The sequence below is a fragment of the Sphingomonas sp. QA11 genome (assembly GCF_028473665.1).
In the GTDB taxonomy this organism is placed as follows: domain Bacteria; phylum Pseudomonadota; class Alphaproteobacteria; order Sphingomonadales; family Sphingomonadaceae; genus Sphingomonas; species Sphingomonas phytovorans.
In genome coordinates, this window is sequence record NZ_CP098774.1 from 4,124,014 (window position 1) to 4,138,859 (window position 14,846).

A 14,846-nucleotide genomic window follows, 5' to 3' on the forward strand; every position below is an offset into this window, starting at 1 on the left:
TCGGGCGATCCGGCGGCGCTGTCGATACGCGAGGTGAGAGAGATCAGTTCAGGACGATCGTCACCGCGCGGCGGTTCTGAGCCCAGCTCGCCTCGTCCGAGCCGAGCGCGATCGGGCGTTCCTTGCCGTAGCTGATCGTCGAGATGCGCGCCGGGTTGATGCCGCGCGCCGCAAGATAATTCTTCGCGGCGTTGGCGCGGCGATCGCCGAGTGCGAGGTTGTATTCGCGGGTGCCGCGCTCGTCGCAATGGCCTTCGAGGCTGACGGGCACGTTGGGCCATTTGGCGAGCCACGCAGCCTGGCTGTCCAGGATTTCACGGGCATGCGCGTCGATATCGTAACGGTCGAGCGCGAAGTTGACCGTGTTGCTCGTCACCGAGCGCTCGAAGTCGGCGCGCGAGCCGGGAACGACATCGTCGCGGGTCACCGGGCCGCTGGGGCTCGTGTCCGGACCGGGTGCGGGCGGAATCTGCTTCGGTTTCGGGCTGCATGCGGCAGTCGCGACGAGCGCGGCGGCAACGATGAGCGTGGTCGTCAGTCTGGCCATCAGGCTTCTCCTTCGATCAAGAGTCGTTTCGATTGCGTCTCGCCCCACCGGCATCGCTTTAAGGTTAACCGGAGTCAACGTCAGGCTGAACGGTGATATGGGCGCGAATTGCTTCAGGGGCGTAACGGTCCCCAGGCCGGATCCGATCCGTCGAGCGGCGTCGGAATCTTCCGTTCGTTAACCCCGGTCAGGTCGACCGACCAAAGATCGGCATTGCCGGCGCCACCCCGATGCGAGCGGAAGAAGGTGAGCACACGGCCATTGGGCGACCAGCTGGGCCCCTCGTCCTGCCAGCTGTTGGTCAGCAGCCGTTCGCCGCCGCCGCTCGGGCTCATCACGCCGATCCGGAAATCGCCCGAGATCCTGGTGAAGGCGATCAGGTCGCCGCGCGGGCTCCAGACCGGGGTTGCGTAGCGCCCGCCGCCAAAACTGATGCGCTGCTGGTTCGATCCGTCAGCGTTCATCACATAGATTTGCTGGCTGCCCGATCGATCGCTCTCGAAGGCGATACGGGTGCCGTCGGGCGAATAACTGCCGCCGGTGTCGATCCCCGGCGCATTGGTCAGCCGCTGCGGCGAGCCGCCGGAGGTCTGTACCCGATAGACATCGGTATTCCCCGCCACCGCCATCGAGAAGACGATCCACCGCCCGTCGGGCGAGAAGCGCGGGGCGAAGGTGAGGTTGGGATTGTTGACCAGCAGCCGCTGCTGCGCCGTCGCGACATCGTACACATAGATGGCCGGACGATCGTTCAGATAGCTCATATAGACGATCGATTTCTGGTCCGGCGAAAAGCGCGGGGTCAGCACGGTCGACTGGCCGTTGGTCAGGAAACGATGATTCGCGCCGTCCTGGTCCATGATCGCCAGCCGCTTGAACCGCTTCGCCTTTGGCCCGGTTTCGGAAACATAGATGATGCGGCTGTCGAAATACGGACCTTCACCGGTCAGCCTCGTGTAGACCATGTCGGCGCATTTATGCCCGGCGCGGCGCCAGTCCCCCGGCGAAACGACGAAACCCTGCCGGGTAAGCTCGCTGCGCGCGAACACATCGTAGAGATAGCAGCCGACCGTCAGCGTGCCGTCGTCATTGGCGCGGACGAAGCCCTGGACCAGCGTCTGCGCGCCGGCACCGCCCCAATATTCGAAGGACGGCGCGGTGACTTCGGGAAAGGCGACACCCTTGAGCGCGTTCGACGCGATCGGTTTGAACAGGCCGCTGTTCTTCAGGTCGTTGGTCACGATCTGCGCGAGATCGCGGCCGAGCTTGTCGGTCGGGCCGGCGGGCGTGTTGACCACAGCCGAGGTCGGCATCACGGGAACAGCGATCCCCAGCGGTGCCGAGGTGCCGCCTACGACATCGACCACCAGGCCGCCGTCCTGCGCAGGAGGCGTCTGGGTTGCCGCCACCGGCGGCGGGACGATGGGAGCATTCTGCGCCTGGGCCGACAGCGGCAACAGGGCGGCGAGCGCGGCGGCCAGTAACGCGATAGGGGAAGATGTCATCATGGTCCTCATCCCGGAAGTTTGTAGCGCAAGCTGAAATGGTTCCACCCGTTTTGGCCGTCGTAGAGTTCTGGCGGCATGCCCCGGAGCGGCGAACAGTCCCGAAACGCCGTATTGGCGCCATCGACCACGGCACCGACATATCGACGGTTGGAGTCGTCCACGCCCGCTGGCCCACCTACCATCTCCGGCGCCGCGGCAAGGGACCCATCACGATTATAGCGGAGTCTCACCGTCAAGACGATCCGCTCCGCCCCCGGCCCCGGCTTAGCGATGCGGTCGAAGCAGGGCGAGAACTGGCGCCTGATCGACGCCGCCATGTCAGCTGCCGCCTGCCCGCTGAGGGGATCCGGCGACGCGATATGTGGCTTCTGCGCATCGACATGTCCAAGGGACACAATCAGTGCGCACAGTCCGACGAATGCGAGGGCGTAGCGGGATGGGGACATCGCATTCCTCATCCCGGAAGTTTGTAGCGCAGGCTGAAATTGCTCCAGCCATTGGGGACGTCATAAAGTTCGGCGGGCAGCCCGCGGAGCGGCGCGCAGCCCTTGAAGGTGGCGATCGCGTTATCGTCCACCCGGTCTTGGTAACGGCCATTCTCGGCGTCGACGCCGCTATGGCCGACCACCTGCGGATTGCCGGCGAGCGACCCGTCGCGGTTGAGGCGAAGCCTGATCGTCACGATAATCCGCTCGGCGCCGGGCCCGGGCTGAACCTGACGATCGGCGCATGGCTGCACCTGACGGCGGATCGCCGAACCGATATCGGCCGCTGCCTGCTGGCTCATCACCGCCGCCTGCGGCACTACCGACTTCGTCGTTGACGGCTTGTCCGACAGGCCCTTGAGGAAATCGTCGCCGAGGCGCGATCCGCGCGGCCGCGGCCTGGTCGACGCCGTATCGGTGCCGGTGGCGCGGTTATGAGAAGCGGTCGCGTGGCTGGCCGGTGCTGCCTCGCGGGTCGGCGGCTTCTTCGACTTGTCTGGCGTCGGGGCGACCGGCTTCTTCGGCTCAGGCACCGCATTGGGCGCGGGCTTGGGCGGCGGCGCTGCCTTGGGCTGGGGCTTGGGCGGCACCGGATCCGGCTGCGGCTCCTCCTTCGGCGCGGCAGGCGCGGCATCTTCGGGCGGGCCCTGCTCGGGCGCCTGCGATTCGGCCGGCGGCATCACCGCCTGCGGCGCCTTGGCGACGAGATCGACCTTGTCGACCAGCGACACCTCGATCGGCGCCTGCTTCGGCATCTCCGGATCCCGCGCGGCGAGGAAGCCCATCGAGAGCAGGCCGAACAGGACGACATGCCCAACCAGCGCGACACCCAGGGCGATCGCTTCGGACCGCTGCATCGTGCGAGACCTATGAACCGTTCGTTTCAAGCGCAGTGGGGAAACGAGCCGCGGGCGCGACGCATGGTTTCTCTACTGCGCTCGAAACGAACGGAAAGGGAGCGCGTGTCATTTGCCGTCGTCGCCGACCGTCACCAGCGCGACCCGGTTGAGGCCAGCATGGTTGAGTTCCCCCATCACCCGCATGACGCGGCCATAGTCGAGACTCTTGTCGGCGCGCAGGAAGATCTGGGGCGGCTTGCCGCCTTCAGTTTTCGCGGCGAGCTGCCGCAGCACGTCAGGCAGGATATCCTGGCTGACCTCGTCCTGGTCGACATGGATCTTGCCGCCAGCCTCCATCGAGATCTGCACCGGCTTCTGGTCCTGGTCGAGCGGCTTGGCGCGGCTGTCCGGCAGGTTCACCGGCACGCCGGCGGTCAGCAGCGGGGCAGTGACCATGAAGATGATCAGCAGCACCAGCATCACGTCAACCAGCGGCGTGACGTTGATCTCCGCCATCGGTGCGCGCCGGCCGCGGCTGCGCTGCGAGGGAAGCTGCATCGCCATCTAGAGCTTCCGCCCGTCAGTCTCAAGCTGGCGGCTCAGCGTCGCGTGGAAACCATCGGCGAAGCGGTTCAGCCGCGCCTCGACCCGGTTGATGCCATGGCTGAAGCGGTTGTAGGCGATCACCGCCGGGATGGCGGCGAACAGGCCGATCGCGGTGGCGAACAGCGCCTCGGCAATGCCCGGCGCGACCACGGCAAGCGAGGTGTTCTGCGCCGAGGCGATGCCGGTGAAGCTGCGCATGATGCCCCAGACAGTGCCGAACAGCCCGACGAACGGTGCAACCGACCCGACGGTGGCGAGGATGTTGAGCCGGTCCGACAGCTTGTCGATCTCGCTCGCCACCATCGATCCCATTGCGGTCGCCAGTCGTTCGCGCGTGCCCTCGCGATCGATCGCACCGCTTGCGGTCGAGCGGCGCCATTCCTTGACGCCAGCCGAGAAGACCCGCGCGATCGGCAGGTCGCTATCGCCCTGGATGCGGTGGAAGGCGTCGATATCCTCCGCTTTCCAGAAATCGCGCTCGAATTTCTCGATCTTGCGGCGCGTGCCGCCGATTCGGCGCCAGAAAGTGAGGATGATCGCCCAGGTCCAGATGCTGGCCCCCAGCAAACCAAGCATGACGATCTTCACGACCAGGTCCGCCTGGAGGAAAAGCGCGACCGGCGACATCGTCGCGGCATCGGTATTAAAGAACACTTCGTTCACGCTTCCTGATCCCTCTGGCCAACGAGGCGCTGGAATGCCTCGATCCATTCTCTTGGCTGCCGCTTCGGCTTGCCAGATACACCGACCAGCGCCGCAGTCACTTCCGCCTCGCTCAGTATCTGGGCACCGCGCATGACTCTCTGATGAATATCGACAGACGCGGCGCGCACCTGCATCAATCCTGTCACCACGACCAGCGCATCGTCGAGCTTCGCCGGCGCGCGATAACGAATGGCGAGCGCGCTGACGGCATAGGTACCCTCGCCCGCTTCCTGCGCCGCGCGCTGGTCGATCCCGGCGAGGCGGAGCATATCCGACCGGGCACGTTCCATGTAGCGCAGATAATTGGCGTGATAGACGACACCCGACAGATCGGTGTCCTCGAAATAGACGCGGACCGGGAATCGATGCTCGATCCCGTCGAAGCGGCCTTCGACCGGTTGATCCTGTTGCTGCGCCACCATGTCCTGTCGTCCTAACGGACCGGTTCATCGGAAGGAACCCCGTTCACCGCGCCGAAGGTTCATCTCGTCCCCTGCTTGACAATAAAGTAACCCATAGGTTACATGTAACCTCGGAGTTACAAGGACGCGACATGACCAATCAGACCGATCTAGCCGATCGCATCGCCTGGGGCCGCGCCCGCGCCGCCACCGCGATGGCGCTCGTGTTCGTCACGGCGCAGGCGGGCAGCTTTCCCGACGCGCCGGTCAATCGCCCGCAAAGCCTTCACCTCGCTGCCTGGATCGTGTGGGCGGCGGCGCTGCTGCTGTTCCTTGCCTGGGGCGGCGGATTGCTGCGCGGCGCACGGATACGCGCCCTGCTCAACGACGAGACGACGCTAGATCATCGCAAGCGGGCGATGGCGCTTGGATTCTGGGGCGCGATCGGCACGGCCACCCTGGTCTATGCCATCAGCTTCTACGAGCCGATCTCGGCACGCGAGGGTGCCCGGCTCGTCATCACCTTCACGATCGCAATCGCCCTGCTCCGCTTCGGCACGCTCGAGCGGCGGGCACTCAAGCATGGCTGACCGGCTGCTCAACAGCCTTAAGGACGAACGCGCCCGGCTCGGCCTGACCCAGGCCGATCTGGCCGACCGGGTCGGCGTCAGCCGCAAGACGATCAACACCGTCGAGAACGGCGTGTTCATCCCCTCCACCACCCTCGCATTGAAGCTCGCCCAGGCGCTGGAGAGACGTGTCGAGGACATCTTTCAACTCGCCCCGGAGAATTGACAGCGACCCATCTGGACGGCCCCGCACATTGTTCTAGGCTGTAGCGCATGACCGAACCCGCCCTCAGGATCCGCGGCCTGTCCAAGAGTTTCGACAAGCCGGTCATCACCGGCCTCGACCTGGAGATCGGTGCCGGCCAACTCTACGCCCTGCTCGGCCCGAACGGCGCGGGCAAGACCACCACCCTGCGCATGGTAACCGGCCTGACCCGGCCGGATTCGGGCACAATCCATATCTACGGCATCAGCGCCCGGCAGCATCCCAACGAAGCCAAGGCGATCACCGCCTGGCTGCCGGACGAGCCAATGCTCTACGACAAGTTGACGCCCAGCGAATATCTCGCCTTCGTCGCCGGGCTGTGGCGGATGGAGCCGCAGGCCGCGGCTGACGAGGCCGAGCGACTGCTCCACTGGCTCGATCTGTGGGACGAGCGGGATACGCGGTGCGAGGGCTTTTCGCGCGGCATGAAGCAGAAGGTCGCGCTGGCCGGCGCGCTGATCCACGACCCGAAGTTGCTGATCCTCGACGAGCCGCTGACCGGGCTCGACGCCGCCATGGCCCGCGCGGTGAAGGATGCGTTGCGGGCGCAGGTCGATGCGGGAAAGACGGTGATCGTCACCACCCATATCCTCGAAGTGGCCGAGCGCATGGCCGACCGGATCGGCATCATCGCCGGCGGCAGGCTGCTCGCCGAGGGCACGCTCGAGGAACTGCGGAGCAGCGCCGGTACCGAGGGCCAGACGCTGGAAGATACCTTCATTCGTCTGACGAGCGGCGCATGATCGCTGGCCTGAGGCCGGTGCCGGGCAGCTTCACCTGGCTGGCCCTGCACGAGATCCGGCTCGCCTGGCGAACCCGGCCGCGCGAGGGCGCGACACGCTGGATCGGCTACATGATGCTGCTGGCATGGCTTGCCTTTGGCTGCTTCCTCGCCTGGGTCCTGCGCGACGAGCCGATCCTGCCGCTGCCCGGGATCATGACCGGCATCCTGGCCGGCAGCATCGTCGGCTTCAGCTTCATGACGACCCAGGCGATCATCGGCAGCCAGCGCACCCTGTACGAGAATGGCGATCTCGACCTGCTCTTTTCCGCACCGATCGAGGGGCGGACGGTGCTGCTCGCGAAGCTGTCCGGCATCGCCGGCACGATCGTGCTGACCTATGCAGTGCTGCTGCTGACCCTGGTCGTGCCGATCGCCTTATTGGGCCATCCGCAATTGTTCGGGCTGGTGGCGCTGCTTGCCGCGCTCGCGCTGGCCGCCGCGGCGATCGGGCTGGGGATCACGCTCGGCCTGGCGAAGCTGGCGGGGCCCCGCGCCGCGCGGACGGTTGGCCAGATCTCGGCCGCGTTGCTGGGCGGCGCCATCTTCCTTATCTCCCAACTGGCGGGCCATGGCGACCGGCGCGAATCGAGCGCGTCGGTGCTGTTCGAACGCTTCAGCGACGAGGGTGTCGGGAGCACCGGCCTGTCAGGCCTGCCCGGCCATGCCGCCTTTGGCGATCCTGTCGCGGTCATCGTCCTGCTCGGCATCGGCGTGCTGCTGTTCGTGCTGGCCGGCATCATGCTGCAACGCCTGTTCCTGTCCGGCTATCAGGACGGCGGCGCCCGCCTGTCCCGCGCCCGGCCGACCGGGCGGGCCACCGACCGGTTGTTCCACGCCAGCCTGTTCCGGTCGGTCTTCGCCAAGGAATGGCGGCTGCTCGCACGCGACCCGGCGCTCGTCTTCCAGATCCTGCTGCGGCTGATCTATCTCGCGCCGATCGTCTTCGTCGCCTTCGGCCGGGGTAGCCACGCGCCGATGACGCCCGGCCTCGCCTTCGCCAGCGTGCTGCTAGCCGGCCAGATGGTCGGCAGCTTCGCCTGGCTGACCGTCTCGGCGGAGGACGCGCCCGACCTGATCACTGTCTCCCCGGTCAGCAAGGCGGCGATCGACCGGGTAAAGCTGATGGCTGCGTTCGCGATGGCCGCGCCGATCGGGGTGATCCTGCCGATCGTGATCGCGTTCCAGACGCCACTGGGGGCACTGGTGACGCTGGCGTGCACGGCGGTCGGCGGCAGCGCCGCCGGCTATATCGAGCTCAAGCTCGGCAAGCCGGCACAACGCAGCAGTTTCGCGCGACGGCGCTCCGGATCGGTGGTCGGGAACATATTGTCGATCCTGGTCGCCATCATCTTCGGTGGAATCGCGGGAGCCGGCGTCTATTTTATCCGCTGACGTAGGCAGGCGCCTCGAGGTAAGCTGCGGTACCGAATCATTCCCTTCAGGAGAGCATCGATGGTCGAGCGGCCCACCAACGGCATCACCGCGTTCCTCACGATCCGCGGCAAGCGCGGACAGGAGGCGCTCGCTTTCTACACCCGCGCGTTCGGCGCCGAGGTGACCGAGAAGAATCTCGCCGAGGACGGCCAGCGGCTGATGCAGGCAGGCCTGAAAATCAACGGCGGCTGGCTGATGCTGTCCGACGAATTCCCCGAATGGCGCGGCTATGACGAGCCCGAGCCCAAGGGCGTCGGGCTTCATTTACAGGTCGACGATGCCGATGCCTGGGCCGAACGCGCGGTCGCGGCGGGCGCCACGATCACCATGCCGGTCGACAACCAGTTCTGGGGCGACCGTTACGGCCAGCTCACCGATCCGTTCGGGCATCTCTGGTCGATCGGATCGCCGATCAAGGAATAGCACGCGCCGGTTTTAGTGCACCGTCTCGCCGCGGGCGCACATGCCGACGAACTTCATGATCCGCGCGGCGCGGGTTTCCGGCTTCTTCGCGTCATGGATGCGGTAGAGGATCGCGTAGCGGTTCGCGCCGGTAAGGCCGTCGAAAAAGGCCCGCGCGCCGGGCTCCGCATCGAGCGCCGCGACGAGATCGTCGGGCATGGCGATGCTGCTTTGCGGCGCATAGGCGGCATCCCAGCGGCCATCGGCCATGGCCGCGTCGATCTCCCGCTGGCCCGCCGGCGCGATCCGCCCGGCCTTGCCAAGCTCGACGGCGCGATCGCGATTCCTCTCCGACCAATTGCCCCGGGGCTTGCGCGGCGTGAAGCGGATCAGCCACCAATGCTCGTCATAGGGATCCGACTGGCCATCGATCCACCCATGGCACAGCGCGCCATCGATCGCCCCGGCCTTCGATACCGACGGGACACCGGCATGTGCCTTGGCAAGCTTAAGCCACACGCCCTTGCTGTCGCGCGGCTGCGCGGCGAGCCACCCCTCCCATGCCTCGCCATCCGCAAAGGAAAGGATCGGCAGGCCGGCGCGCTCCTCCACGTCAGGCCGCCCTTTTTTCCAGCGCGTGCGCTGCCTCGGCCATCAGCGACTCGATGATCTCCGCGACCGGCTCTTCCTTCGTCACCATGCCGACCGACTGGCCGGCCATCAGGCTGCCATGCTCGACATCGCCGTCGATGACCGCACGGCGCAGCGCGCCGGCCCAGTAATGCTCGATCTGGAGCTGCGCCTCGCCCATCTCGACCTTGCCCTCATCGAGAAGCTGCGCGACCTCGCGCTGCTTCGCCGTGAACAATTCGCCGCCGGCATTCTTCAACGCGCGCACCGGGATGACCGGCAGGCGCGGATCGATCTGGACGCTGGCGATCGCATCGCGAGCGGAGGCGCGCAGGAACGCCTTCTTGAAATTGGCATGCGCAATCGATTCGCTCGCGCAGACGAAGCGCGTGCCGAGCTGGACGCCCGCCGCGCCCATATCGAGATAGCCTGCGATCGCCTCTCCCCGCCCGATGCCGCCGGCGACGAACACCGGCACTGCATCGGCGACCTCGGGCAGTATCTCCTGGGCCAGCACGCTGGTCGAGACCGGGCCGATATGGCCGCCGGCCTCCATGCCCTCGACAACGAGCGCGTCGACGCCGGAACGGATCAGCTTCTTGGCGAGCGACAAGGCGGGGGCGAAGCAGATCAGCTTCGCGCCGTTGGCCTTGATCGCGTCGATCGACCCCGTTGGCGGCAGGCCGCCCGCGAGCACGACGTGGCCGACACCGTGTTTGTTGCAGACCTCGATCAGGTCGAACAGCATCGGGTGCATGGTGATGAGGTTCACGCCGAACGGCTTGTCGGTCAGCGCCTTGGTGCCGGTGATCTCAGCGTCGAGCAGTTCGGGTGTCATCGCCCCGCAGGCGATCAGGCCGAAGCCGCCCGCATTGGAGATGGCGGAAACGAGATTGCGCTCCGACACCCAGGACATGGCGCCGCACAGGATGGCTGTTTCCGAGCCGAGGAATGCGGCCCCCCGCGCCATGCGGCGGCGAAGCCTCTCGCCTCCCACTGAGTGAGAGGGGCTGGGGGCGGAGGTGTCGGCATGTGCCAGGGTATCGGTCATGTCGCGCACATGCCCTCCCGGCGGCAAATGCGCAATCAGGTCGGAATGGTCACTGCGTATTTCCCGGCCATGTCGGAGATTGGCACCTTAACAGACCCTTCCCCAACCCCTCCCGCAAGCGGGAGGGGAATAATCAGGCCGCGTCTTCGGCGTCCAGACCATAAGCGGTATGCAGCACGCGTACCGCGAGTTCGGTATAGTCTTCCTCGATCAGCACCGAGACCTTGATCTCCGAGGTGGTGATAACCTGGATGTTGATGCCGCGCTCGCCCAAAGTCTTGAACATCGTCGCCGCGACGCCGGCATGGCTGCGCATGCCCACACCGACCACCGAGATCTTGGCGACCCGGGTATCGTGGAGGAGGCCGGTATGGCCGATATCGCCCTGCGCGTTGCCAAGCACCTCGAGCGACCGGGCCAGATCGGCGCCCGGCACGGTAAAGGTTACGTCGGTCGAGCCGGTCGCATGGGCGACGTTCTGCACGATCATGTCGACATTGATATTGGCATCGGCCAGCGGGGTGAAGATCGAGGCGACCGCGCCGGGACGGTCGGGCACCGCCGTCAGCGTGATCTTCGCCTCGTTCTTGTCATGGGCGATGCCCGTGATGAGCTGGCGTTCCATATCGTCAATCTCCTCTTCGCCCACGATCATCGTACCGGGCAATGTGTCCGCCATCGGCGCGTCCTCGCCCGTGAAGGACGAGAGCACCTGAACGCGGACCTGTTCCTTCATCGCGAGCCCCACCGAACGGGTCTGGAGCACCTTGGCCCCGACGCTGGCGAGTTCGAGCATTTCTTCATACGTCACGCGCTTCAGCTTGCGCGCGCGCGGCACGATGCGCGGGTCGGTCGTATAGACGCCGTCGACATCAGTGTAGATGTCGCAGCGATCGGCCTTCATCGCCGCCGCCATCGCCACCGCAGAGGTATCCGAGCCGCCGCGTCCGAGCGTCGTCACGCGCTCGCCGGTCGCGACGCCCTGGAAGCCGGGGATCACCGCGACCTCACCCTTGTCGAGCGACAGATTGAGCGTGGCTGTGTCGATCTCGGCGATGCGCGCCGAGCCATGGCCGTCCGAGGTGCGGATTGGCAGCTGCCAGCCGAGCCAGCTCCGCGCCGGCACGCCGATCGCCTGGAGCGCGATCGCCAGCAGGCCGCTGGTGATCTGCTCGCCGGCGGAAACCACCACGTCATATTCGTGCGGATCGTAAAGCGATGAAGCTTCGCGGCAGAAATTGACCAGCCGGTCGGTCTCGCCCGCCATCGCCGACACGACGACCGCGACCTGGTTGCCGGCCTCCACCTCGCGTTTGACGCGCGCGGCAACGCTCCGGATCCGCTCGATCCCCGCCATGGAGGTGCCGCCGAACTTCATCACGATACGAGCCATGGAGATGCAGAAATCCTTGGGGTGAGCGGGGCGCCCTGATAGGAAGCAGATATGGTGATGGCAAGCGACCCCGTAACGACGATCGATCCTGAAGAGGCAGCGCATTTCGGCGCGATGGCCGCCGAGTGGTGGGACCCGAAGGGATCGTCGGCGATGCTCCACCGGCTGAACCCCGTGCGACTCGGCTATCTGCGCGAACGGATCGACGCGCATTGGGGACTGGATGGAGCCAGCTTCACGCCGCTTGCGGGGAAGACGGCGCTCGATGTCGGCTGCGGCGCGGGGCTGTTGTGCGAGCCGCTCGCGCGGCTGGGCGCGACGGTGACCGGAATCGACGCGGCGGCGGAGAATATCGCGGCGGCCCATGCCCATGCCCGGCAATCCGGGCTGACGATCGACTATCGCACCGGCGGGATCGAGGGACTGGGCGCGGCACGCTTCGACCTGGTGACCAGCCTGGAGGTGATCGAGCATGTCACCGATCCGGCGGCGTTCGTCGCCGGGCTGGCCGGCGCGCTGACGGCGGGCGGGCTGATGGTCCTGTCCACCCCGAACCGCACCGCGCTGTCACGGCTTGCCATGATTACCATCGGCGAGGGTACCGGACAGATTCCCAGGGGTACACATGACTGGGACAAGTTCCTGACGCCCGAGGAACTAATCACGCTGATCGAAGCGGCCGGGCTGACGGTGGTCGATACACGCGGGCTCAGCTTTTCAGTGGCGAAGGGTTTCGTGATTTCCGACGATATGACGCTGGATTATTTCGTGACGGCTACCCACGGATAACGTCACCCCTGACTTGTTCCGGGATCCACCCCGCCGCGAACCAAAACGCCGGGGCTTTCGCGGCACGGTGGATGCCGGAACAGGTCCGGCATGACGGGTGGCACTACAGGCCGACCTTCTTCTCCAGCCAGCGCGCCGCAGCATCGGGCGATGCCTTGTCGCGATCCCGGTCGACCATATAATTTGCCTCGCGCATCGCCTCGACGGAGATATGACCGATCAACGGCGTCACCACATCGACAAAGGCGTGGTCCCGCGCGCGTTTCGGCGAGACAAGCAGGATCGCGTCATAGCCCGGGATCGCTCCTTTGGGATCGGTCAGCACGGTAAGCCTGTCAGCCGCGATCCGGCCGTCAGAGGAGAAGGCGGGGATGACGTCCGCCGTGCCGTCGGTGAGCGCGCGGAACATGAAGGTCGGCTGATAGGGATGCGCCTCCCTGAAGCGCAGGCCGTAAGCACGCTTCACCGCCGCCCATTCGGGACGTTCGAGGAACTCGATATCCGTGGCGAGGCGAAGCTGCGGCGCGATGGGCGCGAGATCGGTGATACTGCGGATTCCCCGCCGGGCGGCATCGTCGCCGCGCATCGCGAAGGCATAGCTGTTCTCGAAACCCAGGGTGCCAAGCAGCCGGACGCCATGGTGGCGCTCCGCCCAGTCGGCCACCCCCTTCACGATCGCGGCGCGCGGCGGCACGTCCGTGCGCTTCATGCCGTTGGTCCAGATCGTGCCTGAATAATCGACATAGATATCGATATCTCCGCCCGCGAGGGCCGAGAAGGCCACGACCGAACCAAGCCCCTCGCGATACTCGACGCGGTAACCCGCCTTTTCCAGCCGGTGGCCGATCACCCGGGCCAGGATGTATTGTTCCGAGAAGCCCTTGGCGCCGACCACGACCGTCTGCCCGCTGCGCGGCCATAGGGGGGTGAGCGCGGCCAGGACGCCCACCGCCAGCACGGCGGCGGCGATCCACACCCGCAACGGCCGCCGCGCGGCGATGCCATGCTCGATCGCCCCGAGCAGCGCATCGACCGCCAGCGCAAGTGCCGCCGCCGTCAGGCAGCCCGCCAGGACCAGCGCCCAGTTCTGGGTCTGCAGCCCGGCAAAGATCATGTCGCCAAGGCTCGGCTGGCCGACGGTGGTGGAAAGCGTCGCCGCGCCGATCGTCCAGACCGCCGCGGTACGGATGCCCGCCATCAGCACCGGCGCGACGAGCGGCGCCTCGACCAGGCGGAGCTTCTGCCACGCCGTCATGCCGACGCCGTCAGCCGCCTCGATCACCGCCGGATCAATGCCGGCAAGACCGGTGACACCGTTCCTGAGGATCGGCAGTAGCGCATACAGCGTCAGCGCGAGCAGCGAGGGCAGGAAACCGAGCGCCGGGATGCCGCCACCGACAAGGGTCGAGAGCGACAGCAGCAGCGGATAGAAGAGCGCCAGCAACGCAAGCGACGGGATGGTCTGGACCAGGCTGGCGAACCCGAGCGCGATCTTCGCCACGGTGGGCCGCCGCGCCGACCAGATCGCCAGTGGCAGGCTGATAACGAGCCCCAGCGCCAGCGCCGAGGCGGCGAGCAGCAGATGGGCGGCCAGAAGATCCGGCACGCGGGTGAGCGCTTCGAGGAACGGGCTCATGCCCCCTGCTCCAGCGCGTGCAGCCGCCGGGCCTGCTCGCGCGGCACGGCGACGAGCGCGTCGGCCTCCGTCCCGCCCTCGCCCGCCAGCAATGCCCTTGGCGTCGCATCGGCAACGATCCGCCCCGCCGCCATCACCAGCACCCGGTCGGCGAGCAGCAGCGCCTCCGCCATGTCGTGAGTCACCATGATCGTGGTGAGGCCGAGCCGGTCGTGCAGCGCGCGGATCGCGACGCCGAGTTGGTCCCGCGTCACCGGATCGAGCGCGCCGAAAGGCTCGTCCATCAGCATCAGCCCCGGCGCGGTGGCAAGCGCGCGGGCGACGCCGACACGCTGACGCTGGCCACCCGACAGTGCGTCGGGCATGCGGTTTCCGAAATCGCGCGGCAGATCGACCAGGTCGAGCAGGTCAGCGATTCGCCCGGCCCGGTCGCGCTCCCCGGCGAGACGCAGGCCAATGCCGATATTCTCCGCAACGCTCATATGCGGAAACAGGCCGATATTCTGGAAGACATAGCCGATCCGCCGGCGCAGCGCGTGCGGCCCCGCGTTCGCCACTTCCTCCCCGCCGATCGCGATTCGCCCGGCGGTCGGTTCGATCAGCCGGTTGACCATCTTGAGCAGGGTCGATTTGCCCGACCCGGATGCCCCGACCAGCGCGACGAAGCTGCTCCCCGCAATCTCGAGCGACACGCCGTCGACCGCGACCGCGCCGCCCGGATAACGCTTGGCGACGCCATCAAAGGCGATCGAGGGGCCGGGCGATTGTGCTGGCATCGGCGCAGTTTGTGCGGGAGGATGAC

Annotated in this window: 18 protein-coding genes; 6 read left to right on the forward strand and 12 right to left on the reverse strand. The window is 66.6% G+C overall.

The window, feature by feature from the left end:
- Positions 1-43: 43 nt before the first annotated feature.
- From pal to ybgC, 7 genes are all read right to left on the reverse strand, one after another.
- Positions 44-547 (reverse strand): peptidoglycan-associated lipoprotein Pal, encoded by a 504-nt coding sequence (pal, locus tag NDN01_RS18950; RefSeq protein WP_272623282.1) that lies wholly within the window; start codon positions 545-547, stop codon positions 44-46.
- Positions 548-660: 113 nt separating this feature from the next.
- Positions 661-2,055: a Tol-Pal system beta propeller repeat protein TolB gene (gene tolB, locus NDN01_RS18955; protein WP_443025146.1), complete on the reverse strand. Its 1,395-nt coding sequence runs from the start codon at positions 2,053-2,055 to the stop codon at positions 661-663.
- Between the two features lie 5 nt (positions 2,056-2,060).
- Positions 2,061-2,372, reverse strand: a complete 312-nt coding sequence (locus tag NDN01_RS18960; RefSeq protein ID WP_272623283.1) for a hypothetical protein — start codon at positions 2,370-2,372, stop codon at positions 2,061-2,063.
- A gap of 137 nt (positions 2,373-2,509) precedes the next feature.
- Complete coding sequence (locus NDN01_RS18965; protein WP_272623284.1) at positions 2,510-3,397, reverse strand: cell envelope biogenesis protein TolA; 888 nt, start codon at positions 3,395-3,397, stop codon at positions 2,510-2,512.
- 108 nt (positions 3,398-3,505) lie between these two features.
- Positions 3,506-3,943, reverse strand: coding sequence for a protein TolR (tolR, locus tag NDN01_RS18970; RefSeq protein ID WP_272623285.1), 438 nt, complete (start codon positions 3,941-3,943; stop codon positions 3,506-3,508).
- Positions 3,944-4,648, reverse strand: coding sequence for a protein TolQ (gene tolQ, locus NDN01_RS18975; RefSeq protein WP_272623286.1), 705 nt, complete (start codon positions 4,646-4,648; stop codon positions 3,944-3,946). It abuts the gene before it with no gap.
- The gene (gene ybgC, locus NDN01_RS18980; protein ID WP_272623288.1) at positions 4,645-5,112 is read right to left on the reverse strand and encodes a tol-pal system-associated acyl-CoA thioesterase; all 468 of its coding nucleotides are present in this window, start codon (positions 5,110-5,112) and stop codon (positions 4,645-4,647) included. Before ybgC ends, tolQ begins: the two co-directional genes overlap by 4 nt.
- A 131-nt stretch (positions 5,113-5,243) precedes the next feature.
- On the opposite strand from ybgC, the gene NDN01_RS18985 reads away from it, so the two are divergent.
- From NDN01_RS18985 to NDN01_RS19005, 5 genes are read left to right on the forward strand one after another with little or no spacing between them, the layout of a single operon-like run.
- Positions 5,244-5,681 carry a hypothetical protein gene (locus tag NDN01_RS18985; RefSeq protein WP_272623290.1) on the forward strand — a complete coding sequence of 146 codons (438 nt, stop codon included), beginning with the start codon at positions 5,244-5,246 and terminating at the stop codon, positions 5,679-5,681.
- On the forward strand, positions 5,674-5,886 hold the full coding sequence (locus NDN01_RS18990) for a helix-turn-helix transcriptional regulator (RefSeq protein ID WP_272623292.1): 213 nt from the start codon (positions 5,674-5,676) through the stop codon (positions 5,884-5,886). Before NDN01_RS18985 ends, NDN01_RS18990 begins: the two co-directional genes overlap by 8 nt.
- 47 nt (positions 5,887-5,933) lie before the next feature.
- Entirely contained in the window at positions 5,934-6,668 is a 735-nt protein-coding gene (locus tag NDN01_RS18995; protein WP_272623293.1) for an ABC transporter ATP-binding protein, read from the forward strand.
- Positions 6,665-8,101, forward strand: a complete 1,437-nt coding sequence (locus NDN01_RS19000; protein WP_272623294.1) for a hypothetical protein — start codon at positions 6,665-6,667, stop codon at positions 8,099-8,101. The genes NDN01_RS18995 and NDN01_RS19000 overlap by 4 nt, the downstream gene beginning before the upstream one ends.
- A 60-nt stretch (positions 8,102-8,161) precedes the next feature.
- Positions 8,162-8,566 carry a VOC family protein gene (locus NDN01_RS19005; protein ID WP_272623295.1) on the forward strand — a complete coding sequence of 135 codons (405 nt, stop codon included), beginning with the start codon at positions 8,162-8,164 and terminating at the stop codon, positions 8,564-8,566.
- A 12-nt stretch (positions 8,567-8,578) separates the two neighbouring features.
- Here the strand turns inward: NDN01_RS19005 and NDN01_RS19010 are convergent, their stop codons facing one another.
- The 3 genes from NDN01_RS19010 to NDN01_RS19020 form a co-directional block, all read right to left on the reverse strand.
- Entirely contained in the window at positions 8,579-9,157 is a 579-nt protein-coding gene (locus tag NDN01_RS19010) for a YdeI/OmpD-associated family protein (RefSeq protein ID WP_272623296.1), read from the reverse strand.
- 1 nt (position 9,158) lies between these two features.
- On the reverse strand, positions 9,159-10,145 hold the full coding sequence (locus NDN01_RS19015) for an NAD(P)H-dependent flavin oxidoreductase (protein ID WP_272628311.1): 987 nt from the start codon (positions 10,143-10,145) through the stop codon (positions 9,159-9,161).
- Between the two features lie 214 nt (positions 10,146-10,359).
- Positions 10,360-11,619, reverse strand: a complete 1,260-nt coding sequence (locus tag NDN01_RS19020; protein ID WP_272623297.1) for an aspartate kinase — start codon at positions 11,617-11,619, stop codon at positions 10,360-10,362.
- Between the two features lie 57 nt (positions 11,620-11,676).
- Here NDN01_RS19020 and ubiG point away from each other — a divergent pair, with 57 nt between their 5' ends.
- A complete protein-coding gene (gene ubiG, locus NDN01_RS19025) occupies positions 11,677-12,408 on the forward strand; it encodes a bifunctional 2-polyprenyl-6-hydroxyphenol methylase/3-demethylubiquinol 3-O-methyltransferase UbiG (protein ID WP_272628312.1) in 732 nt (243 codons plus the stop codon).
- A gap of 103 nt (positions 12,409-12,511) precedes the next feature.
- On the opposite strand, the gene NDN01_RS19030 is transcribed toward ubiG, so the two are convergent.
- On the reverse strand, positions 12,512-14,044 hold the full coding sequence (locus NDN01_RS19030; RefSeq protein WP_272623299.1) for an ABC transporter permease/substrate-binding protein: 1,533 nt from the start codon (positions 14,042-14,044) through the stop codon (positions 12,512-12,514).
- On the reverse strand, positions 14,041-14,820 hold the full coding sequence (locus NDN01_RS19035) for an ATP-binding cassette domain-containing protein (RefSeq protein WP_272623301.1): 780 nt from the start codon (positions 14,818-14,820) through the stop codon (positions 14,041-14,043). Before NDN01_RS19035 ends, NDN01_RS19030 begins: the two co-directional genes overlap by 4 nt.
- Positions 14,821-14,846: the final 26 nt, after the last annotated feature.